The following is a 21670-nucleotide window of genomic DNA, read 5'->3' as shown; positions in this document are numbered from 1 at the left end:
CCTCCCGGTCAGGCAGCCCATTCCCATGGCCGGGTAAACGTTCCCAGCACCTTACCGACATCGTCGTCCGAGCAGCCGTTCGCGTCAAGCTGCGCGACAAGCCCGCGCTTTTTGTCGTCAAGCACGGATACGACGCGCGCGTCCAGCCCGGCCTCTTCCAGCGCGCCATTATAGATGCGGGTGATTGCCTGCTTGCGTAGTTCGGGTTTAAAGACCTTACCCACGGCGGTTTTCGGCAATTCGTCCAGAATGGTCATGTGCTTGGGTCTTGCCGCACGTTCGTGAACATGCACGCCGCAATACTCCATCAATTCCTTCTCGGTCACACTGGCCCCGTCGACCAGTTCGACAAAGGCGCAGGGCACCTCGCCCGAGTGCGCGTCGGGCTGACCAATAGCGCCGGCAAAGGCAACGGCATCGTGGCCCAGCAAAGCCTCTTCGATTTCGGCTGGGTCGATATTGTGGCCGCCGCGAATAATCAGGTCCTTGGCGCGGCCCGTGATCCACAGATACCCATCGTCGTCAAACCGACCCAGATCGCCTGTGCGCAGGTACTTGTCGAAATGGTACAGATCAACGTTCTTGTCCGCCTCGGTATAGGTGTTGCCCGCATAGACGCCGGGATTCGAGATACAGATTTCACCGATCTCATCCGCGCCGCATTCCTTGGGGCCGTCCGGCCCGTCCTGCAGGATTTTCACATCCGTATAGGGGAATGGAATCCCGATCGATCCGATTTTCTTTTCGCCATCCACCGGGTTGCACGACACCAGACAGGTTGCCTCGGTCAGTCCATAGCCTTCGACGATGGTCACACCCGTCGCTTCTTCGAACCGGCGGAACAGTTCGACCGGCAGCGGGGCCGAACCCGAGAAGGCTGTTTTCACGCTTGAGATATCGGCATCCACCGGGCGTTGCATCTTGGCGGCAATCGCGGTGGGGACGGTGATGATGAAACTGACCTTCCAGCGCTCGATCAACTTCCAGAAGTTATCAAACACGCCATCGCCCCGATACCCGGCAGGGGTTGGGAAGACCACATGCGCGCCCGACGACACCGCGGCCATCACGATCACATGCACAGCGAAAACGTGGAACATCGGCAACGGGCACATGATCACGTCTTCGTCCGAGAACAACAGCGTGTTTCCAAGCCAGCCGTTGTAGATCAGGCCCGAGTATTTATGCTGCGCCACCTTGGGCATACCGGTGGTTCCGCCGGTGTGGAAATAGCAGGCGACACGATCTTCGGTGCTGTCCTCGAAGGTCAGCGTAGTAGGCTGTTTGGCCAGTTCCTTGTTGAAGCTCTTATAATCCGCATGCGCAAGATGTTCCTTGTCGCCCATCTTGGGACGCAGGAGCGGAACCAGCCAGGATTTCGGTGGCGTCAAATAGCGGTTGAGGTCGATCTCAAGAATGGTTTTGACGTTGGGCGCATGGCGCACGGCCTCTTCGACCTTTTGCGCCACATCGGCCTTGGGGAAGGATTTCAGCGTAACCACGACCTTGGCGCCGGTTTCGCGCAGGATCGCGGCTATCTGCTCGGGCTCCAGCAACGGGTTTATAGGGTTCACGATCCCTGCAACCGCGCCACCCATCATGGTGATCAGCGTCTCGTTACTGTTGGGCAGCACGTAGGCCACCACATCCTTTTCACCGATCCCGAGCGAGCGGAACAGGTTAGCGGCCTGGTTGACCTTACCCAGCAGCTCGGACCAGGTCAGCGTTTCGGCCTTGTCGGTCGGCCCGGACAAAAGCTGAAAACTGATCGCATTGCTGTTGGGGAACTTGCTTGCCGTGCGCGACAACAACTGATGGAAGGTGACCGGAACATCGCGGTCCTCCCACGGCATTTCCTGCTCCATCCTTGCCTTGTCTTCCAAACCCACAAAGGCCATATGACTCCTCCCTTATCTCTCCCGTGTCCGGCACGGGTTTTGTATCCACCGCCAAGATGGAAGCAAAACCGTGCATGATCAAGAAAGGGCTTAGCTGTGAAGCCCGGAAAGAGGTAGAATTACGCTGCGGAGCGAATTGCCCTGCCCCCGCGTCACTTTATTCTGCCGCCATGCCGTCGGTGAACTGCAGACGCGCCAATCTGGCATACAGGCCGTCCTGTGCCACCAGATCGTCATGGGTGCCCTGCGCCACGATACGGCCGGCCTCCATCACCACGATCCGGTCAGCCTTTTTCACCGTCGCCAGCCGGTGCGCCACGATCAACGTGGTGCGCCCGGCGCGCATCTGATCGACAGCGCCTTGAACCGCACGCTCGCTTTCGGCATCCAGCGCCGAGGTCGCCTCGTCCAACAGCAGTACCGGCGCGTCCCGCAGGATCGCACGAGCGATGGCGATACGTTGCTTTTGCCCGCCAGACAGCATCACACCCCGTTCACCAACGAAACTGTCGTAACCTTCGGGCAAGGCCGAAATGAAATCGTGTGCGGCGGCGGCCCGGGCGGCGGCCTCAACCTCGGCATTGGTGGCGTCCAGACGACCAAACCGGATGTTTTCACGCGCTGAAGAGGCAAAGATGATCGGGTCCTGAGGCACCAGCGCCATGTGGCGGCGGAACTCGGCCCGGTCGATGTCACGTAGATCGACGCCATCAAGACTGACCTGCCCCGAGACCGGATCATAAAACCGCTGGATCATCTGGATGACGGTTGTCTTCCCCGCTCCCGAGGGGCCGACAAATGCAACCGTCTCGCCGGGGTTAACCTGCAATGACAGATGTTCCAGCGTGACAACATCGGGGCGTGACGGATAGCGGAAGGTCACATCGTCAAAGCGGATCTCACCCCGAACCGGTAATGGCAGCGTCTTGGGATTGGACGGATCGGTGACGGTGTCCTGTGCATTCAGCAATTCCACCAGTCGTTCAGTTGCGCCTGCGGCGCGCTGCAATTCACTCCAGATTTCAGACAAGGCCGCCACAGAACCCGCCATGATAATCGAATAGATCACGAACTGGATCAGTACGCCTTCGGTCATCACGCCGTTGCGGACATCATTTGCGCCCATCCACAACACACCGACAATGCCCGAAAAAACCAAAAAGATGACGATAACGGTCAGAACCGCGCGCGTCTGAATACGCCGCAGCGAAACGACATAGGACGTTTCCGTCATATCCGCGAATTGCTTGCGGCTGGCCTGTTCATGAGTAAAGGCTTGCACGGTTTGCACCGCGCTCAGTGCCTCACCTGCATTACCGGACGAGGCTGCGATCCAGTCCTGATTTTCGCGGCTGATCACCCGCAGGCGGCGCCCCAGCACCAAAATCGGCACCACCACCACCGGGATCAACAACAAAACCAAACCTGTCAGCTTGGCCGATGTCAGCAGCATCAACACCAGCCCGCCGAAGAACAACAACATGTTGCGCAGCGCGATGGACACAGACGAGCCAAGCACTGACTGGATCAGCGTCGTGTCGGTGGTTATCCGGCTCAGGACCTCGCCGGTCATGATACGTTCGTAGAATTCGGGGCTCATTCCGATGACGCGGTCGAACACGGCCTCGCGGATATCGGCGACCACCCGTTCGCCCAGCCGGGTCACCAGCGCATAGCGCAGGCCGGTGCCCACGGCCAGAACCCCGGCGATGCCCAGCGCGGCCAGAAAGTACCACTCTAACAACTCGCCATCTTCGATGCGGAAATTGTCAACCACACGGCGCACGGCCAGTGGCAGCGCAAGGGTCATGCTTGCCGTCAGCACCAACGCCAGTGTCGCCCCGGCCATCAACATCCGATAGGGGCGCATGAAGGGCCACAACGACGCCAGAACGCCAATTTTCTTGGACCGGGCGCGCTCTTCACTGGCGCCGGGTGCGGGTTGTTGTGCTGGACTGGCTGGGGCGGTTCTTGCCATGCGTGGCCCTTAGTTCAAATTCGCAATCAGGTGGTCGCTTCTTGGCGGCAGCAGACGGCGGGGTCAAGCAGCGCGTCACCAATTCACGGCCTGTAAGGGCCATTTGACGCAGAATTTCGGGGCTGATTTGGAGCGGGCGGCGGGAATCGAACCCGCTTCATCAGCTTGGAAGGCTGAGGTAATAGCCAGTATACGACGCCCGCTCAGCGCAGGTCGGTTTAAGGGATGCGTCTGGTGTCGTCAAGCGCCGTTCGGCGCAGGAAATCAATTTCTGTAATCGCGTTCTAATGCAGGAGACAGACGCCCTTCCCTCAACCCTGTGAACATATCCAAGAACAGGATTCGAGGTCCGAGGAAATCCGGATCATCGACTCGGCACGCAGCGGTTGCGTAACCGGCTGGCCGATCAGAGACGCCGGATAGGTCGTGGCTGCAGCCAGCGCCTCCTTAAGCGGCACGTCAGCATGTATGACCAGAATGCGGATCGCAGTGGTCAAGTCCAAATCGGCCCCGGCCAGCGTTCCATCCTCAAGTGTCAGGCGTCCGTCCGTCCGCGTGATCCGGCGACCCTCCAGCTCGAACGCGGCCTGATCCGTACCCGCAACAGCCATTGCATCGCTGACGAGAAATATCTGGCCGGGCGCTTTCTTGGCAGCCCAGGCCGAGCGGATAACCTCGGGGTGGACATGGATACCGTCGGCGATCAACCCCGCCGACAGCCCTCCCGTCGCCAGTGCCGCACCCACCAGACCAGGTTCGCGGCTGCCCAGTTGGCTCATGGCGTTGAAAAGGTGTGTGACGCAGCGCGCGCCCACCGCGGCATAACGCTGACACGTCTCGAAATCTGCATTGCTATGCCCTAGCGACACCAGAATCCCGGCGTCCGACAAAGCTTGCACTTGCTGCAGGGACACGGATTCGGGCGCAAGGGTCACCTTCAGGCACGGCAATTGCTCTGCTGCCGCAATCAGCATGGTCAGGTCCGCGCCCTCCATCGGGCGAATTAGCGCCCCGTCATGCGCCCCCTTTCGCGCCACCGACAGGTGTGGCCCTTCAAGATGCAGCCCAGCCACACCCGGAACCCCCGCGCGAACCGCCTCTATCGCGGCTGCAACGGCGGCTTCGGTTTTTTCGGGCGTGTCGGTGATTAGTGTCGGCAGCAAGGACGCCACACCTAGACGGCGATGCGCTTCGGCGATCTGCCGGATCGAATCAACCGAGGGGTCGTCGTTGAACATCGCGCCGCCACCGCCGTTCACCTGCAGGTCGACGAAGCCGGGGCACAAGATATCCCCGTTCAGGTCGATGACTTGCCCTTCGATCTGTGCGGTCTCCTCAGCCGCAAGCGCGGCAAGGACGCCGTTGCGAAAGGTCATGACCTGATCAAAATGCAGGCGCTCTCCATCGAACAGGGCACCATTGCGAAATGTCATGGAGTCTGAGGTCATACCGTCTCTGTCACCTTTCTCAGATGGCGCGGAGTGTCTGGGTCGATCCCGCGCGCCTGCGCCACGGCTTCGACCATGCTGTAAAAAGACGTGATCGTGGCAATGGGATCAGTCAACCAGTGATCGGTTCGGGTTGCCGGTAGGCTATGCGCTTTGGTGACCTTATCAGTGGCCGCGAAAACAGCCGCACCTTTGCCTGCCAACGCATCAGCCGCCTCGGCTGTCGTTTGCTCGGCGGCATCTGCGGCGGCAAAAACGATGGCGGGAAACCCCTGTTCAACGATTGAGACCGGACCATGCAGAACCTCGGCCGCCGAATAGCTTTCGGCGTGAATCTGGCAGGTTTCCTTGATTTTCAGAGCAGCTTCATTGGACATCGCAAAGGACGGACCGCGGCCCAGCGTAAACAGTGACCGGCCGGTGATTGCATCAGCCGCCGCCGACCAATCGCATTGCGCGGCCTGCCCCAAATGACCGGGCAAGGATCGGATCGCGGCCGTCAAATCACCATCCCCCTTGATTTCAGCCAACAACCACAACCCCGCCACAAGCGAGGTGACAAAAGTTTTGGTCGCAGCGACACTCAGTTCCGGCCCTGCGTGCAGGGGCAAGACCGCATCCGTCACTTCAGCAAGGCGCGAGGCCGTGTTGTTGGTGATCGCAACCGTCACCCCGCCCGAAGATTTCAGCGTTCGGGTCATCCCTACAATGTCTGGACTTTGGCCCGATTGCGACACCGAAAGGCACACCGCCCCAGCCGCACGCAGATCAGACCCATAGATCGAACTGACCGACGGCCCGACCGAGGCCACTGGCAGGTTCAGCAACAATTCGGCAGCGTATTTCAAATACGCGCAAGCGTGGTCCGACGACCCCCGCGCCACTGTGATCAGAAACCGGGGATCGGCCTCTTTCACCCGCCTTGCCGCATCCTGAATATTGGCGGCACCCTGGCTTAGCAATCGGTCAACGGCGTCGGGGATTTCCAAAACCTCCTGACGCATTTTCGAACTGTGTTCTGACATGCTCACTTGCCTTTCCGGCTACAGCCGCAATTCGGCGACAAAGTCATAGGTGTCGCCTCGATAGAGGGATCGGGTCAATTCCGCGACCCGCCCGTTTTTAAGAAATGAAACGCGTTCGATGTTCAGTCCGGCGGCCCCTTCGGGCACCTCCAGCAACTCAGCCTCTCGCGCTGCGAGGTTAAGGGCCGATATCTTCTGCACCGCGCGCACTGGTCGTCGCCCCAGACCGTCTAGCACCTCATAGAGCGAGGTCGTCACCTCGATCGGGTTTGGCAGGATATCCAGCGGCAGCGCAGCACGTTCCAGCGCCAGCGGGCGGCCATTTGCCTCGCGCAGGCGATAGATTCGGGAAATTTGCTCGCCCTCTTTCAGGCTCAGGGCTTGGACCTCCTCGGGGGTAGGTGCAAAGACGCCGCGTTCCAACCATTTTGAGGTGGTCTGCATACCGCGACTCGACATGTCCTCGGTGAACGAGGTCAAATGAGTCAGCGATTGTTCGACCCGCGCCACACGTTCGCGAATGAACGAGCCTGACCCCTGACGTTGTTCGATCACACCTTCCTGCACCAGTTCCTGAATCGCTTTACGAACGGTAACGCGCGAAAGATCGGTGATTTCAACCAGCTCACGTTCCGACGGCAGCGAGGAATTCGGAGGCAACACGCCGGTGTCGATCCCCTCTTGCAGCCTGTGCCTTAGCTGAACATAGCGCGGCCCTTTGTCCGGGCTCAGCCACAAATCGGCACGCAGGAAGTCAGAGATGTTCATGTCGGATCTCCTTCGCAAGGGCCAAGGCCCCGGTCAGCGGCTCACCCAGCGAGGGGCGAATGGCCGATTGCATGTCATCAGGTAAATAGTGCGCATATTGCCCCGCAATCCCACCGGTCAGGCAGATCGTCTGACCCGCCTGCCAGCCCAACTGTTTGGCGGTATCCGCGATATAGCCAGCCCCCGCTCGTAGAATATGTACGGCAACCGCATCGCCCTTTTTCGCAGCGGACGTCACTGTAGGTGCGAGCACTCCGAATTGTGCGGGCGTGGCCGTTCTAGCAAAGCGCACAATACCAGCCGGGCCCTGAAGGTCAGCCAACAGCATTTGCGTCAGATCGGTTTCGGCTTGCGTGCCATCATATGCACGCAGCGTCTCAGCCAAGGCACTGCGCCCAACCCACTGGGCCGAGGCCTCATCCCCCAGAATCGAACCCCAACCTCCGGCAAAACGCATCGCGCCATCCGCCTGCACCGCAAGAAAAGACCCGGTGCCGCAATGCGCGATCAAACCGTCCTGCGCGCCCAATGCCCCCCGCACGGCGGCGGGCCGGTCATCTTCGACCCGCGCGCAGGTCAGACCCAGCGCATCCCGCAACCGCCCTGCGATCGCGGCATCAGTAACGCCCGCCAGTCCCACAAAAGCAGGCAGAGCGATTAAATCCCCTATGGTCACCTCGATCTGACGCGACAATTGATCCAACCCAGCCCGAATCTGCGCCAGCGCGCTGTCAAAATCGGTCGAAACATTGGCCGCTCCGGTCTCGACGCTATGGACCACACCCCCGATTTCACAGGCGACGCGGCATCGCGTCCCCCCGCCATCAACGGCCAACACAGCATTATCTCGAGACTCATTCATAGCAATACCATTATAATACCTTTCAGCGATAGAAAAGGCCAAATTCAGCGCTGAATGGCCACATCGCCAACTAAGCGGATGAATTACCTCGATAAGTCTCAGTCAGAAATAAAATTCTAGACAAGTGGTATTAGATAGGTATTGTATTAGGGAAACGTGGGAGGATTCTCTTGGCGCTGCCGTCAACCGAACAATTACACCCTGATGCCGCGCGCCTGTCACCAGGCGATCTGGCCACTTCGGCTCGCGCGTTGGCCGAAGGTCAAATCAAAGCTGCCGCAGCCGTTCGCGACGCCGAGGACAACATCGTCCGGGGCGCCAAGGCCATGGCAGAAACCATTCGCGCAGAGGGGATATTGCACTTTGTGGCCGCCGGGTCATCTGGCCTGATGGCAGCTGCTGACGCGCAAGAGCTGGGCGGCACATTCTCGATCCCCCCTGCCCGTCTGCGCATACATATGGCAGGTGGCCTGCCCACCGGGGTTGAAATGCCGGGCGGGGCCGAGGATGCGACCGAAGGGTTGGAACAAGCCTTGGACAGCTTACAAGCCAAAGACACGGTGATTGCGGTTTCAGCAAGCGGCTCTACGCCGTACACCGTGGCTGCCATGAACATCGCCCGCACCAAGGGCGCAACTGTGATCAGTATCGCCAATAACGGCGGCAGCCCCTTGCTGCTGGGCGCTGACATTCCCATCCTGTTGGCGACGCCGCCCGAGCTGATCTCAGGCTCCACACGCATGGGCGCTGGAACAGCGCAGAAGATTGCGCTGAACATGCTGTCTTCGCTTATGGCGGTTGAGCTTGGCCATGTGCATGGCGGCATGATGGTCAATCTACGTGCCGACAACGACAAACTGCGGGGCCGCGCCGCCGGGATCGTCGCCCGCATCGCCGAAGTGGATACAGAAACGGCGCAAAACGCACTGAACGTTGCGCATGGCGACGTAAAACCCGCCATTCTGATTGCCGCACAAGACCTGTCGTTGGCGCAAGCGGATGCTCGCCTGCGAACCACGAACGGAGTTCTGACCGCAGCATTGGCTAAGGATTAACAACTAAATAACGGGAGAGAGAGATGAAACATAAAAGCCTTAAGCTGGCCTTATTGGGGACAACCCTGATAGCCACAACTGCCTATGCCGAAGACGTAACCCTGACCATCGAAAGCTGGCGCAATGATGACCTGACCCTGTGGCAGGACCAGATCATTCCCGCGTTCGAAGCGCAGCACCCCGGAATCAAGATCGATTTCACCCCGTCAGCACCGGCAGAGTATAACGCCGTTTTGAACTCGAAACTGGATGCGGGTTCAGCCGGTGATCTGATCACCTGCCGCCCCTTTGACGCCTCTTTGGCGCTGTATGATGCAGGACACCTTACCGATCTGTCCGGAGTCGATGCGATGAGTAACTTCTCGGACGTGGCAAAATCGGCCTGGCAGACGGATGATGGCGCGGTCACATTCTGCGTTCCGATGGCTTCGGTAATTCATGGGTTCATATATAACAAAGACGCATTTGCTGAACTTGGGATCGAAGTTCCAACGACCGAGGATGAGTTCTTTGCCGCGCTCGACAAGATTCGGGAAGATGGCACCTATATTCCGATGGCAATGGGTACCAACGACCAGTGGGAAGCCGCCACTATGGGTTACAACAACATCGGCCCGAACTACTGGAAGGGCGAGGAAGGCCGTCAGGCCCTGATCGCGGGTGAGCAAAAGCTTACCGATGAGGCATGGACAGCCCCTTATGCCACATTGGCACGCTGGGGTGAGTATCTGGGCGACGGGTATGAGGCACAGACCTATCCCGATAGTCAGAACATCTTCACACTAGGTCGCGCGGCGATCTATCCCGCAGGCTCATGGGAAATCTCGGGCTTCAACACACAGGCCGATTTTGAGATGGGTGCATTCAAGCCGCCAGTCCGTAACGCTGGCGACACCTGTTATATTTCGGACCACACCGATATCGGCATCGGCATGAACGCCGCGACTGAACATCCCGAGGCCGCCGAGACATTCTTGACCTGGGTCGCAAGCCCGGAATTTGCAGAAATTTTCGGCAATGCCCTCCCCGGCTTCTTCCCACTTTCCAACACGCCTGTCGAATTGCAAGATCCATTGGCCAAGGAAATCGTGGGCTGGCGCGACGAGTGTGAATCGACCATCCGCTCGACCTATCAAATCCTGTCGCGCGGTACACCGAACCTTGAAAATGAAACCTGGGGCGCATCGGTTGCCGCCATCAAAGGCGCCAAATCCCCCGAGGATCTGGGTGCAGAATTGCAGGAAGGTCTCGCCTCCTGGTACGCACCACACCAGTAAACCCAATCATACCCGGGCGGCGGTGATCGCCCGGGTAAACCCGACACCCCATTGAAAGCAGTCCAATGAACCGCCCCCGCTTCCGCTGGCATATCGTCGTGTTTCTGGCACCGGCCGTGCTGGTCTATACCGCGGTTATGATCTTTCCGCTGTTCAACACGCTGCGTCTGGCGCTGTTTACCGAGGTCGATCAGACCCGTGTGTTCGTAGGCCTACAGAATTTTCGAACGCTGTTCTTTGACCCGATCTGGTCCGAACAGTTCTGGAATGCACTGGGGAATAACTTCTGGTTTTTCCTGATCCATATGCTGGTGCAAAACCCCATTGGCATCGCACTGGCCGCGCTTCTCAGCCACCCACGGCTTCGATTTGCGGCCTTGTACCGGTCGGCGATCTTCATCCCTACGATCCTCAGCTTTGTGATTGTCGGCTTCGCCTGGAAATTGATCCTGTCGCCGATCTGGGGCATCGCTCCGTCGATGCTGGACGCGATTGGGCTGAAATCCCTGTTCGCTCCGTGGCTGGGAAAAGAGGAATACGCCCTGACCACGCTGGCGCTGATCTCGGTTTGGCAGTTCGTGGGCATACCGATGATGCTGATCTATGCCGCCTTGTTGACCATACCCGAAGAAATCCTTGAGGCAGGTGAGATTGACGGCATCACCGGGGCCTCGGCCTTTTGGAAAATCAAGCTGCCGCTGATCCTACCGTCGATTGGGATCATCTCGATCCTAACCTTCGTAGGCAATTTCAACGCGTTCGATCTGATCTATGCGTCTCAAGGCGCGCTGGCCGGGCCGGATTTCTCGACAGATATTCTGGGTACATTCATGTATCGCACTTTCTTTGGCTTCCAATTGCAACTGGGCGATCCCCATATGGGATCAGCCATCGCCGGGGCCATGTTTGCCATCATCCTGGTGGGTGTCTGCATCTATCTGTTTGGCATCCAGACCCGGATGCGCCGGTATCAACTGTGAGGGTGAACGGATGAACAAAGCACGCCAAAATCCCTTCAACACCACCGCGATGCACGGTGCGTTGATCCTGTATACGCTGATCGCCCTGTTCCCGGTCTTTGTCATTCTGATCAACAGCTTCAAAACCCGCCGCGCGATCTTTCGCGAACCCCTGGCCCTACCCAGCGCAGACAGCTTTTCACTGATCGGGTACGAGACGGTGATGAAGCAGGGGGATTTCTTCCTCTACTTCCAGAACTCGATGATCGTCACGGTCGCATCGCTGTTCTTCATCCTACTGCTTGGCGCCATGGCGGCCTATGCGCTGTCTGAATACCAGTTCAAAGGCAACCTGCTCATGGGGCTTTATCTGGCGCTGGGGATCATGATCCCTATCCGCATCGGCACTGTGGCGATCCTTGAGATGATGGTGGCGACCGGGCTGGTGAACACGCTGTGGGCGCTGATCCTTGTCTACACAGCGCAGGGGTTACCGCTGGCCGTATTCATACTGTCTGAATTCATGCGGCAGGTCAGTGATGACCTGAAAAACGCAGGTCGCATTGACGGTCTGTCGGAATACACGATCTTTTTCCGACTGGTCCTGCCACTGGTTCGTCCGGCAATGGCAACTGTAGCCGTGTTCAACATGATCCCTATCTGGAATGACCTGTGGTTCCCGCTGATCCTTGCCCCGGCTGAGGAAACCAAAACGCTGACATTGGGCAGTCAGGTCTTTATCGGCCAGTTCGTGACCGACTGGAACGCGGTTTTGTCCGCCCTGTCGATGGCAATCCTGCCGGTTCTGGTTCTCTACGTCATCTTCTCGCGCCAACTGATCCGTGGCATCACATCCGGAGCTGTCAAATGACCCGTGTACTGATCACAGGTCTGGGCAATATGGGGCTAAGCCATGCGCTGGCCCATCACCACCACCCCGATGCGCAAATCGTCGGGCTGGTGAACCGATCCGGGCGCGTAGATCACACCGAACTTTCGGATTATCCAGCGTATTCGGATTTCGAAACTGCTCTGAATGAGACCCGCCCCGATCTGGCTGTGATCGCGACCTATTCCGACAGCCACGCCGATTACGCCTGTGCGGCGATGCAGGCAGGCGCGCATGTCTTCGTCGAAAAGCCGCTAGCCACCAACGTCGCTGACGCGCGGCGGGTGGTGGAAACCGCCACGCGGCTGAACCGCAAGCTGGTCGTGGGCTATATCCTGCGCCACCACCCGTCTTGGATGCGCTTGATCACCGAGGCGCGCAATCTCGGCGGGCCATATGTGTTCCGTCTGAACCTGAACCAGCAATCCTCGGGCGCGGAGTGGGAAACGCATAAGGCGCTGATGCAAACGACCTCACCTATTGTCGATTGCGGCGTGCATTATGTGGACGTGATGTGCCAGATCACCGACGCGCAGCCTGTCCGGGTTCATGGGATGGGTCTGCGCCTATCCGATGAGATCGCCGAGGACATGTACAATTACGGTCAGTTTCAGGTGGTTTTCGATGACGGCTCGGTCGGCTGGTACGAGGCCGGATGGGGCCCAATGATGTCTGAAACAGCCTTTTTCGTGAAAGATATCGTGTCGCCCAACGGATCGGTTTCGATCACCGATGGCAATAAAGGCGCATCTTCCGATATTGATGGGCATACAAAGGTCGGCGGCCTTCTGGTCCATACGCCACAAGGTGACCGAACCATCGATATGCCCGATGAACCCGGCCATCAGGAACTCTGCGATGCCGAACAAGCCTATATGCTGCGCGCAATCGCCGAAGACATCGACCTGACCCGTCATATGAATGACGCCGTTCAATCCCTCGCCATTTGTCTGGCCGCGGATGAAAGCATCCGCACCGGCCAGCCCGTTTCCCTTGAGGAGCCCGCAAAATGACCGCCCTGACGCTGAGCAATGTGAACAAATCCTTCGGCAATGTGCATGTCCTCAAGGACATCACGCTTGAGGTTGAAGAAGGCGAGTTTGTTGTCTTCGTCGGCCCCTCGGGTTGCGGCAAGTCCACCCTGCTACGTGTGATTGCGGGGCTCGAAGATGCCTCCTCGGGCGAAATCAATATCGGTGGTCAACAGGTCAATCTGGTGCCGCCATCCAAGCGTGGCATAGCTATGGTGTTTCAAAGCTATGCACTTTACCCGCACCTCAGCGTGCGCGGGAACATGACGCTGGCGCTGAAGCAGGAAAAGCAGTCCAAAGCGGTGATAGAGGAACGCGTTGCCAATGCCAGCCGGATGCTGAACCTCGAGCCCTATCTGGATCGCTATCCGTCTGAATTGTCGGGTGGTCAACGCCAGCGGGTCGCTATCGGCCGCGCCATTGTTCGGGAACCCAAGCTGTTCCTGTTTGACGAACCGCTGTCAAATCTGGACGCCGCCTTGCGGATGAACACACGGATCGAGATTGCGAACCTGCACCGGGCACTGGACGCCTCGATGATCTATGTCACTCATGACCAGACCGAGGCGATGACACTGGCCGACAAGATCGTCGTTCTGCGTGACGGGCGGGTGGAACAGATCGGTAGCCCGATGGAGCTGTACAACAACCCTGCAAACCAGTTCGTTGCCGGATTTCTAGGCTCACCGTCTATGAATTTCCTACCCGAAAGCCTGTTGGGGGATAGCGGCCAGAACATCATTGGAATCCGCCCCGAAGACCTGTTTCTGTCCGACGACGGCCCGCTGACAGCTCAGGTCAGCCACGTTGAAAAACTGGGTGGCGACACAAACGTCATCGCCAAAATACACGACCAATCCGTGACCGCGCGGCTATTCGGTCAGCACGCCATTTCCGAAGGTCAGGAATTGCGGCTCGCCTATACTGCTGACAAAGCCTATCGGTTCGACGCAGCTGGTCAGCGTTTGCGCTAAATGTCGCAGGCACGCGTGTTTTCTGCGGAACAATCGCGCACCAGAACGCGCGGATTCCCGCAGAGAAAAGGCCTCTTCCCTTTTCATTGAACGCAAAATTCTGAAAGATCAGGCCTCTCCCTTAATGGGGTTGTTATCAAGCTGTCACAAAGAAATTCTAATTGCCTTTCATCTGCTATTTTCTGACAGCCAGGAGCTATCCATGAAAGACATTGATCCCACCATCCTGTCCGCCGACGATTGGGACGAGCTGCATTTCCCCCGCCCCGAAGAAAACGACTTTGACCGTGTTGTAGAAAGCGCCATTTCGCGCCGAGGTTTTCTGGGTGGTGTGCTAGCATTTGGATCAGGCGCTGCCGCTATGGGCGCGGGTCTGATGGGGTCGACTGCCGCTCATGCCGTCACCACGTCGCGCTTTGCATTCACGCCGATTGCTGCGCAGACCGATGGCACCGTGCATGTGCCCGAAGGGTATGAGTGGAAAATTCTGATGCGTTGGGGCGATCCACTGTTTTCCGATGCCGATGGCTATGACCTGACGGATGGCGGCCCATTGGACAAATCAGACCGTATCTTCGGTGAAAACACTGATGGGATGGAGACATTTTCGTTCCGGGGTCACGAGCTGATCGCCATCAACCACGAATACCCGAACCGCAAGATCAACATGCCAGCTGCGCAGGAAGGCGTGCCCGCCAACGCGGACGATGTTTTGAAGCTGCAAAACATTCAGGGTGTGACCGTGATGGAGATCGCCGAAGGCCCCAATGGCTGGTCGGTTGTCAAAGACAGCCCATTCAATCGCCGTATCCACCACAATACGCCGATGAAGATCGTAGGCCCCGCTGCAGGTCACGATCTGCTGAAGACGCAGGCCGACCCAACCGGCACCGCATCTCTGGGCACCATGAACAACTGTGGCGCGGGTAAAACGCCATGGGGCACATACCTGACCTGCGAAGAGAACTTTAACGGCTATTTCGGATCGTCCGATGAAAACGCCAGCTACGACCAGAAGGTGGCAGACGGCTTCAAGCGTTACGGTGTCAAAGCCGAAAGCTGGAACGGGTATGAGCTTTTCGATCCGCGTTTCGACACGTCAAAAAACCCAAACGAACCGCACCGCGCGGGTTGGATCGTGGAAATCGACCCAACTAAGCCGAACAGCACGCCGGTCAAACACACCGGCCTGGGCCGCTTCAAACACGAAAACGCCGAGGTGACACTTGCCGCAGATGGCCGTGTGGTTGTCTATATGGGCGATGACGAGCGCGGCGAGTACTTGTACAAGTTCGTCTCGAACGACACCTATCAGCCGGGTGGCGAAACCGAGAGCTTGCTGAATGACGGAACGCTGTACGTTGCCAAGTTCAACGACGATGCGACCGGCGAATGGCTGCCACTGACGCCGGAAACGACTGGCATGGATGATGCTGAAATCCGGATCTTTACCCGCATGGCAGCGTCTGCCGTAGGTGGCACCACTATGGACCGCCCAGAATGGGTGGCGTCGAGCCCGGTAGCGGTCGAGGCCTATTGCTGCCTGACCAACAACAAGAACCGTGGTGTCAAACCGAATGCCGGTGGTGACGACACGTCGGTCAATGCCGCCAACCCACGTGAGGCCAACAAGTACGGTCAGATCGTGCGCTGGCGACCCTCGAATGACGATCACGCCGCAAACACGTTTGACTGGGATCTCTATGTCATGGCGGGCAACCCGACGGTGCATTCCGACGACCGCGCTGGCTCGCCGAATGTGAATGAGGGTAACCTGTTCAACTCGCCCGATGGCATGGTCATCGACTCGACTGGCCTGATCTGGATTCAGACCGACGGTAAGGACAACAATGAGGGTGACTTTGCTGGCAATGGCAATAACCAGATGCTGGTCGGCGACCCGGTGACCGGCGAAATCGTACGGTTTATGACGGGCCCCAATGGTTGCGAGGTCACCGGCTTGGCCTGGTCCAACGACCTGCGCACCATGTTTGTGGGCATTCAGCATCCGGGCAGCAACTGGCCCGATGGCGGTACACCTCGATCATCGGTCATCGCCATCAAGCGCTCCGACAACGGTTTGATCGGCTAAACGTCAAAAAAGCCCCCACTCTATAGTTCGGGCGTTTTGTCAGATATCCTCACCCGGAGGCGCCAGTGGCCCTCCGGGTGCCAGAAGATGACGCTCCGAAAGCCACGGGTTCAGTTTCAGTGCTTGGTTCAAAGCTTCGCGCGCCTCGTCAATCCTTTGCAATCCCAACAAGGTCAGGGCGCGCCCGCTAATGGCCGCCACATGGTTAGGCGACAGTTCGATCGCCTTGTCCAGATCTGGTAACGCGGCCTGAAAATCCTGCCGCAAATAATGCGCAAAGGCGCGCTGGTTGTACCCTTCGGCATATGACGGGCAATAGGCGACCAGCTTGTTGAAATCCTCGATAGCGCCCAGCAGATCCCATGCGTTTCGGCGCGTCATGCCTCGGTCCAGAACCGCCTGCGCGCTTTCATCAGGTGCGTCCGTCCAAAACTCCCACAATTGGTTCGACAAGAGACGGGCGGCCTGTTCGTTTTCGGCCTGTTGTATCTGGGCGATTACGCCACTGACATCGGCGCTGTGATCCGGCGCAACAGGGCATTCATCGGCATGCGCTGTTGTGGATGTTATTAACAGGATGGTGGCATAGGTGATCTGTTTCATGACCCAATGGTGATGCGTGCGGGGTTTTCGTCAACCCATCCCGTCAATGGCACCGGACACGCCCGTCTCTTTCACCGCTTCCATAGCGACGAAGGTCGATGTGTTGGCCACATGCGGCAGGGATGAGATTTTCTCGGCCAGCACCGCGCGGTATTCCGACATCGAGCCGGTACGAATTTTCAACAAATAGTCAAAATTTGACGCAATCATATGGGCTTGCTCGATCTCGGCCACCCTACGCACTGCCGCGTTGAACTCGGCCAGGGCCTTTTCGCGCGTGTCGGTCAGGCGCACCTCGACAAAGGCGACGTGATCCAGACCAAGACGGATCGGGTCCAGCAGGGCACGGTATCCGGTGATGATACCCTCGGCCTCAAGTCTTTTCACACGTGCTTGAGTTGGAGATTTCGACAACCCGATCCGCCGCGCAAGGTCGGCAACCGAAATGCGCCCGTCCTCGGCCAGAATCGCCAGGATCGACCGGTCGAACCGATCCAGATCGGGATTACCTTTTTGCATCGCTGAACCTCGAAATTTCAGATCATTCGCCTACCATTTTCTGAACTTAAGGCGATTGTCCTGAAAAATCGACTGTATACTCCCCAAAAGCCCGGAGGATACATGACACACAGCCTGCGCACCCATATCGACGGCCAGACCTATGCTGACCAGTCTGCAGTATTGGATCAGTTGGTCGAACATGCCAACCTGCCCCAAGCCGACCGCACGGCGATCTGCGCAGCAGCGGCTCAGTTGGTGCGTGACATCCGGTCCAGTACTTCGCCCGGCATGATGGAGGTGTTTCTGGCCGAATACGGCCTGTCCACCGACGAGGGCATCGCGCTGATGTGTCTGGCCGAGGCGCTGCTGCGCGTCCCTGATGCCGACACCATCGACGCGCTGATCGAGGATAAGATCGCACCGTCGGATTGGGGCAAACATCTGGGGCAGTCATCGTCTTCGCTGGTGAACGCGTCAACTTGGGCGCTGATGCTGACCGGAAAGGTTCTGGACGAGGGCAAAGCGTCGCCCGTCGGCGCCCTGCGTGGGGCCATCAAACGATTGGGCGAACCGGTGATCCGTACGGCCGTTGGCCGCGCGATGAAAGAAATGGGCCGTCAATTCGTACTGGGTGAGACTATCCAGTCCGCCATGGACCGGGCCGCCGGGATGGAGGCAAAGGGTTACACCTATTCCTACGACATGCTGGGCGAGGCGGCGCGCACCGAAGCTGACGCCGCCCGTTATCACCTGTCTTATTCCCGCGCCATCGCGGCCATTGCCGATGCCTGCACCCATGACGATATCCGGGCCAATCCGGGGATATCGGTAAAGCTGTCAGCCCTGCATCCGCGCTATGAACTGGCGCAGGAACAACGGGTGATGGAAGAGCTTGTCCCTCGCCTGCGCGCCCTGTGTCTGTTGGCCAAAGCCGCCGGTATGGGCCTGAATGTAGACGCCGAGGAAGCCGACCGACTGTCGCTTTCCCTGCAAGTGATCGAAGCCGTGATGGGTGAACCCGCATTGGCCGGTTGGGATGGTTTCGGCATCGTGGTTCAGGCATATGGACCGCGCGCCGGGATCGTGTTGGATACGCTCTATGACATGGCAGAACGTCATGACCGCAAACTGATGGTCCGGCTGGTCAAAGGGGCCTATTGGGATACCGAGGTCAAGCGCGCGCAGGTCGAGGGTGTCGACGGTTTCCCGGTTTTCACGCGTAAGGCGGCGACCGATATCTCGTACATCGCCAATGCCCGCAAGCTGTTGGGGATGACCGACCGGATTTACCCGCAATTCGCCACCCATAACGCCCATACGGTCAGCGCAATCCTGCATATGGCCGACGCGCAACCGTTCGAGTTTCAGCGTTTGCATGGCATGGGCGAAACTTTGCATCAGATCGTTCGTGATCAAAGCAACACTCGCTGTCGAATTTACGCTCCGGTCGGAGCACATCGCGATCTTTTGGCCTATCTGGTGCGGCGTTTGCTTGAAAACGGTGCGAACTCATCCTTCGTGAACCAGATCGTCGATGAAAATGTGCCACCCGAGGAGGTCGCCTCGGACCCGTTCGACAGCATTCAAGAGCCCAAGCCAGCACTGCCAACCGGCCCTGAACTGTTTCAACCCGAGCGACCCAATTCTAAAGGGTTTGATCTGCAACACACTCCGACGCTCGATCGGATTGACGCCGCCCGCGATGCATTTCGCGCACATCACTGGTACGCGCAGCCGCTTCTGTCACAAGACGCGCATCCCGACGCTGACGAACCCGTCACCAATCCGGCGCATTCGCAGGACCGACCGGGCGCGGTCGCCCCGGCCAGCGCTCAGGATGTCGAACTTGCGTTGGCCACGGCGGCTCCGTGGAATGCTCCGGCTGAACAACGGGCGCAGGTATTGAATGCAGCAGCTGATCTGTACGAAGCACATTATGGTGAGCTTTTCGCTCTGCTGGCGCGAGAGGCCGGAAAATCGGTTCCCGATGCGGTCGCTGAACTGCGCGAGGCGGTCGATTTCCTTCGTTATTATGCTGCTAACATCCCCGCGGCTGAACCAGCGGGCACGTTTACTTGCATCAGCCCCTGGAACTTTCCGCTGGCAATCTTTACCGGGCAGATTTCGGCAGCTTTGGCCACCGGCAACGCCGTTCTAGCCAAGCCTGCGCCGCAAACGCCTTTGGTCGCGCACCGGGCTGTCCAACTGCTGCACGAGGCCGGAGTACCGCGCGACGTTCTGCAACTGCTGCCCGGTGGGCCGTCAGTCGGGGCGGCGTTGACGTCAGACCCGCGCGTGTCTGGGGTCGCCTTTACAGGCTCGACCGCCACCGCATTGAAAATTCGTTCAGCAATGGCAGAGAACCTGAAACCTGGCACGCCTTTGATCGCGGAAACCGGCGGATTGAACGCCATGATTGTGGACAGTACCGCACTGCCTGAACAAGCCGTGCAATCCATCATCGAAAGCGCATTTCAATCTGCGGGTCAGAGATGCTCGGCCCTGCGCTGCCTCTATGTGCAGGAAGATATCGCCGACGACTTGCTGACTATGCTGACCGGCGCGATGGAGGCTTTGCAGGTCGGTGACCCATGGCTTTTGTCGACCGACTGCGGCCCGGTCATTGATCAGGACGCGCTGCAAGGCATTGCGGACCACATCGCACAAGCGCGCGCAGAAGGCCGGGTGGTGAAGGAACTGAACACGCCCCCCGAAGGGACATTCATCGCCCCTACCCTGATCGAAATACCCGGTATCAGCGCACTGGAGCGTGAAGTGTTTGGCCCGGTCCTGCATGTCGTCCGCTTCAAGGCTGCTGAGATTGATCAGGTCATCGCCGACATCAATGCCACGGGTTTTGGGCTGACTTTCGGCCTGCACACCCGCATCGATGACCGGGTGCAACACATCACCGAGGCCGTTCACGCGGGCAACATTTATGTCAACCGCAACCAGATTGGTGCGATCGTGGGATCTCAGCCCTTTGGCGGCGAAGGTCTGTCGGGCACCGGACCCAAGGCGGGTGGGCCGAACTACATGGCACGCTTCTGTGCTCCGGATCGTCAACACAGCACGGCGAATTGGAACAACACGATGGGCGATCTACCCGATCCGCAAGGCCAGCCTGCTGCCGTACGCACGCAATCCCTGCCCGGCCCGACCGGCGAATCCAACCGACTGAGTGAATTCCCCCGCGCGCCATTGTTGTGCATGGGGCCAGGACCCGAGGCCGCACAAGCGCAGGCCGAAGCAGTCGCAGCCCTGGGCGGCACCGCCATTCTAGCGACCGGCATGGTGGACCTGCACAGGCTAGAGAACATCACCAATATCTCAGGAGTTCTGTGGTGGGGAGATGACGAAACCGCCCGCGAGATCGAACGCCACCTGGCCCGCCGCGACGGCCCGATCCTGCCGCTGATCCCCGGTCAGCCTGACCGGGCGCGGGTTCTGGGCGAGCGTCACGTCTGCGTCGACACCACCGCCGCCGGAGGCAATGCGGCCTTGTTGGGAGGTGCGGCGTAACCGTACCTTGACGCTGGGCCGGGAAAAGCCCAGCGTCCCCCCATGTTTCCGATCCGTGACCACAATCCGTCGGGGCGCACGCCCTATGTCGTTTACCTACTGATGGCAGCCAATATCCTGATTTTTTTCAGCTATGTGGGGATTATGGATAATGCGCCGCTGATCAACAGGCTGTATTTCGACTATGCTATCATCCCAGCGCGGATCACCGATGGATTTGCGTTCGAAACCCTTGTGACGTCGATGTTTCTGCATGGTGGATGGATGCATCTGGCCGGGAACATGCTGTTTCTCTGGATTTTCGGGGACAATCTTGAGGATGAGATGGGCCACCTGCCCTTCCTGCTGTTCTATTTGCTGGCTGGTGTCGGCGCAGGCCTGATCCACGTTGCCACCGCGCCGGATTCGGTGGTGCCGACCATTGGAGCCTCGGGTGCGATTGCCGGGGTGATGGGCGGCTATCTTTTGCTGTTCCCCAAAGCGCGCGTGGACGTTCTGCTGATTCTGATCGTCTATTTTCGGATTTTCACCATCCCGGCTTTCATCATGCTGGGCATCTGGTTGGGCCTTCAATTCATGGGCAGCCTTGCAAGCAACCCAGACGAAGGTGGAGTTGCCTATTGGGCGCACACGGGGGGCTTTTTGGTCGGCCTGGTCCTGTGCCTCCCGCTTTGGCTGAAACGAGGTGGCCCCGCGTATTGGGGCCGCACCCACGGCCACCCGCCCCACCCCGAACACAAATACAAATTATCGCAATCCCGCATTCCACGGGTCCCGCGTAAATAGGC

17 protein-coding genes and 1 tRNA gene are annotated in these 21670 nt (G+C 58.7%); 9 read left to right on the top strand and 9 right to left on the bottom strand.

Annotation, left to right across the window (positions count from 1 at the left end):
* Positions 1-8 precede the first annotated feature (8 nt).
* The 7 genes from ACR0DL_RS00885 to ACR0DL_RS00855 form a co-directional block, all read right to left on the bottom strand.
* On the bottom strand, positions 9-1898 hold the full coding sequence (locus ACR0DL_RS00885; RefSeq protein WP_480687156.1) for an acyl-CoA synthetase: 1890 nt from the start codon (positions 1896-1898) through the stop codon (positions 9-11).
* Positions 1899-2055: 157 nt separating this feature from the next.
* Positions 2056-3876, bottom strand: a complete 1821-nt coding sequence (locus tag ACR0DL_RS00880) for an ABC transporter transmembrane domain-containing protein (protein WP_480687154.1) — start codon at positions 3874-3876, stop codon at positions 2056-2058.
* Positions 3877-4004: 128 nt separating this feature from the next.
* Positions 4005-4079: transfer RNA gene (locus tag ACR0DL_RS00875), tRNA-Gly, on the bottom strand.
* 108 nt (positions 4080-4187) lie between these two features.
* The gene (nagA, locus tag ACR0DL_RS00870; RefSeq protein WP_480687152.1) at positions 4188-5324 is read right to left on the bottom strand and encodes an N-acetylglucosamine-6-phosphate deacetylase; all 1137 of its coding nucleotides are present in this window, start codon (positions 5322-5324) and stop codon (positions 4188-4190) included.
* Entirely contained in the window at positions 5321-6349 is a 1029-nt protein-coding gene (locus ACR0DL_RS00865) for an SIS domain-containing protein (RefSeq protein ID WP_480687150.1), read from the bottom strand. The genes nagA and ACR0DL_RS00865 overlap by 4 nt, the downstream gene beginning before the upstream one ends.
* 18 nt (positions 6350-6367) lie before the next feature.
* Positions 6368-7117: a GntR family transcriptional regulator gene (locus tag ACR0DL_RS00860; RefSeq protein ID WP_480687148.1), complete on the bottom strand. Its 750-nt coding sequence runs from the start codon at positions 7115-7117 to the stop codon at positions 6368-6370.
* Positions 7104-7979 (bottom strand): glucosamine kinase nucleotide-binding domain-containing protein, encoded by an 876-nt coding sequence (locus ACR0DL_RS00855; protein ID WP_480687146.1) that lies wholly within the window; start codon positions 7977-7979, stop codon positions 7104-7106. Before ACR0DL_RS00855 ends, ACR0DL_RS00860 begins: the two co-directional genes overlap by 14 nt.
* A gap of 170 nt (positions 7980-8149) precedes the next feature.
* Between ACR0DL_RS00855 and ACR0DL_RS00850 the strand changes: the two genes are divergently transcribed.
* The 7 genes from ACR0DL_RS00850 (at position 8150) to ACR0DL_RS00820 (ending at position 16256) form a co-directional block, all read left to right on the top strand.
* Positions 8150-9034, top strand: coding sequence for an N-acetylmuramic acid 6-phosphate etherase (locus ACR0DL_RS00850; RefSeq protein ID WP_480687144.1), 885 nt, complete (start codon positions 8150-8152; stop codon positions 9032-9034).
* A gap of 23 nt (positions 9035-9057) precedes the next feature.
* The gene (locus ACR0DL_RS00845) at positions 9058-10311 is read left to right on the top strand and encodes an ABC transporter substrate-binding protein (protein WP_480687142.1); all 1254 of its coding nucleotides are present in this window, start codon (positions 9058-9060) and stop codon (positions 10309-10311) included.
* 65 nt (positions 10312-10376) lie between these two features.
* Positions 10377-11291 carry a carbohydrate ABC transporter permease gene (locus ACR0DL_RS00840; protein WP_170347915.1) on the top strand — a complete coding sequence of 305 codons (915 nt, stop codon included), beginning with the start codon at positions 10377-10379 and terminating at the stop codon, positions 11289-11291.
* Between the two features lie 10 nt (positions 11292-11301).
* The gene (locus ACR0DL_RS00835; RefSeq protein ID WP_170347914.1) at positions 11302-12141 is read left to right on the top strand and encodes a carbohydrate ABC transporter permease; all 840 of its coding nucleotides are present in this window, start codon (positions 11302-11304) and stop codon (positions 12139-12141) included.
* A complete protein-coding gene (locus ACR0DL_RS00830) occupies positions 12138-13172 on the top strand; it encodes a Gfo/Idh/MocA family protein (protein ID WP_480687140.1) in 1035 nt (344 codons plus the stop codon). Before ACR0DL_RS00835 ends, ACR0DL_RS00830 begins: the two co-directional genes overlap by 4 nt.
* Positions 13169-14164 (top strand): ABC transporter ATP-binding protein, encoded by a 996-nt coding sequence (locus ACR0DL_RS00825; protein ID WP_170347912.1) that lies wholly within the window; start codon positions 13169-13171, stop codon positions 14162-14164. The genes ACR0DL_RS00830 and ACR0DL_RS00825 overlap by 4 nt, the downstream gene beginning before the upstream one ends.
* Positions 14165-14366: 202 nt before the next feature.
* On the top strand, positions 14367-16256 hold the full coding sequence (locus ACR0DL_RS00820) for a PhoX family protein (protein WP_480687138.1): 1890 nt from the start codon (positions 14367-14369) through the stop codon (positions 16254-16256).
* A gap of 39 nt (positions 16257-16295) precedes the next feature.
* Here ACR0DL_RS00820 and ACR0DL_RS00815 read toward each other — a convergent pair whose 3' ends face one another.
* Both ACR0DL_RS00815 and ACR0DL_RS00810 read right to left on the bottom strand, forming a co-directional pair.
* Complete coding sequence (locus ACR0DL_RS00815; RefSeq protein WP_480687136.1) at positions 16296-16859, bottom strand: tetratricopeptide repeat protein; 564 nt, start codon at positions 16857-16859, stop codon at positions 16296-16298.
* A 30-nt stretch (positions 16860-16889) separates the two neighbouring features.
* On the bottom strand, positions 16890-17378 hold the full coding sequence (locus ACR0DL_RS00810; RefSeq protein ID WP_170347909.1) for an Lrp/AsnC family transcriptional regulator: 489 nt from the start codon (positions 17376-17378) through the stop codon (positions 16890-16892).
* 102 nt (positions 17379-17480) lie between these two features.
* Between ACR0DL_RS00810 and putA the strand changes: the two genes are divergently transcribed.
* Complete coding sequence (gene putA, locus ACR0DL_RS00805; protein WP_480687134.1) at positions 17481-20882, top strand: bifunctional proline dehydrogenase/L-glutamate gamma-semialdehyde dehydrogenase PutA; 3402 nt, start codon at positions 17481-17483, stop codon at positions 20880-20882.
* Between the two features lie 42 nt (positions 20883-20924).
* On the top strand, positions 20925-21668 hold the full coding sequence (locus tag ACR0DL_RS00800; RefSeq protein ID WP_480687132.1) for a rhomboid family intramembrane serine protease: 744 nt from the start codon (positions 20925-20927) through the stop codon (positions 21666-21668).
* Positions 21669-21670: the final 2 nt, after the last annotated feature.

Source organism: Ruegeria sp. BB5, assembly GCF_056539405.1.
Note: the sequence above shows the minus strand (reverse complement) of the source record. Positions and strands in the feature narration are given on the sequence as shown.

What these genes read in the sequence shown, in the direction of transcription:
- ACR0DL_RS00865 (WP_480687150.1), bottom strand. Translation starts at nt 6,349, where the DNA reads ATGTCAGAACACAGTTCGAAAATGCGTCAGGAGGTTTTGGAAATCCCC.
- ACR0DL_RS00860 (WP_480687148.1), bottom strand. Translation starts at nt 7,117, where the DNA reads ATGAACATCTCTGACTTCCTGCGTGCCGATTTGTGGCTGAGCCCGGAC.
- ACR0DL_RS00810 (WP_170347909.1), bottom strand. Translation starts at nt 17,378, where the DNA reads ATGCAAAAAGGTAATCCCGATCTGGATCGGTTCGACCGGTCGATCCTG.
- ACR0DL_RS00825 (WP_170347912.1), top strand. Translation starts at nt 13,169, where the DNA reads ATGACCGCCCTGACGCTGAGCAATGTGAACAAATCCTTCGGCAATGTG.
- ACR0DL_RS00845 (WP_480687142.1), top strand. Translation starts at nt 9,058, where the DNA reads ATGAAACATAAAAGCCTTAAGCTGGCCTTATTGGGGACAACCCTGATA.
- ACR0DL_RS00885 (WP_480687156.1), bottom strand. Translation starts at nt 1,898, where the DNA reads ATGGCCTTTGTGGGTTTGGAAGACAAGGCAAGGATGGAGCAGGAAATG.
- ACR0DL_RS00800 (WP_480687132.1), top strand. Translation starts at nt 20,925, where the DNA reads ATGTTTCCGATCCGTGACCACAATCCGTCGGGGCGCACGCCCTATGTC.
- putA (WP_480687134.1), top strand. Translation starts at nt 17,481, where the DNA reads ATGACACACAGCCTGCGCACCCATATCGACGGCCAGACCTATGCTGAC.
- ACR0DL_RS00830 (WP_480687140.1), top strand. Translation starts at nt 12,138, where the DNA reads ATGACCCGTGTACTGATCACAGGTCTGGGCAATATGGGGCTAAGCCAT.
- ACR0DL_RS00815 (WP_480687136.1), bottom strand. Translation starts at nt 16,859, where the DNA reads ATGAAACAGATCACCTATGCCACCATCCTGTTAATAACATCCACAACA.
- ACR0DL_RS00820 (WP_480687138.1), top strand. Translation starts at nt 14,367, where the DNA reads ATGAAAGACATTGATCCCACCATCCTGTCCGCCGACGATTGGGACGAG.
- ACR0DL_RS00855 (WP_480687146.1), bottom strand. Translation starts at nt 7,979, where the DNA reads ATGAATGAGTCTCGAGATAATGCTGTGTTGGCCGTTGATGGCGGGGGG.
- nagA (WP_480687152.1), bottom strand. Translation starts at nt 5,324, where the DNA reads ATGACCTCAGACTCCATGACATTTCGCAATGGTGCCCTGTTCGATGGA.
- ACR0DL_RS00880 (WP_480687154.1), bottom strand. Translation starts at nt 3,876, where the DNA reads ATGGCAAGAACCGCCCCAGCCAGTCCAGCACAACAACCCGCACCCGGC.
- ACR0DL_RS00835 (WP_170347914.1), top strand. Translation starts at nt 11,302, where the DNA reads ATGAACAAAGCACGCCAAAATCCCTTCAACACCACCGCGATGCACGGT.
- ACR0DL_RS00840 (WP_170347915.1), top strand. Translation starts at nt 10,377, where the DNA reads ATGAACCGCCCCCGCTTCCGCTGGCATATCGTCGTGTTTCTGGCACCG.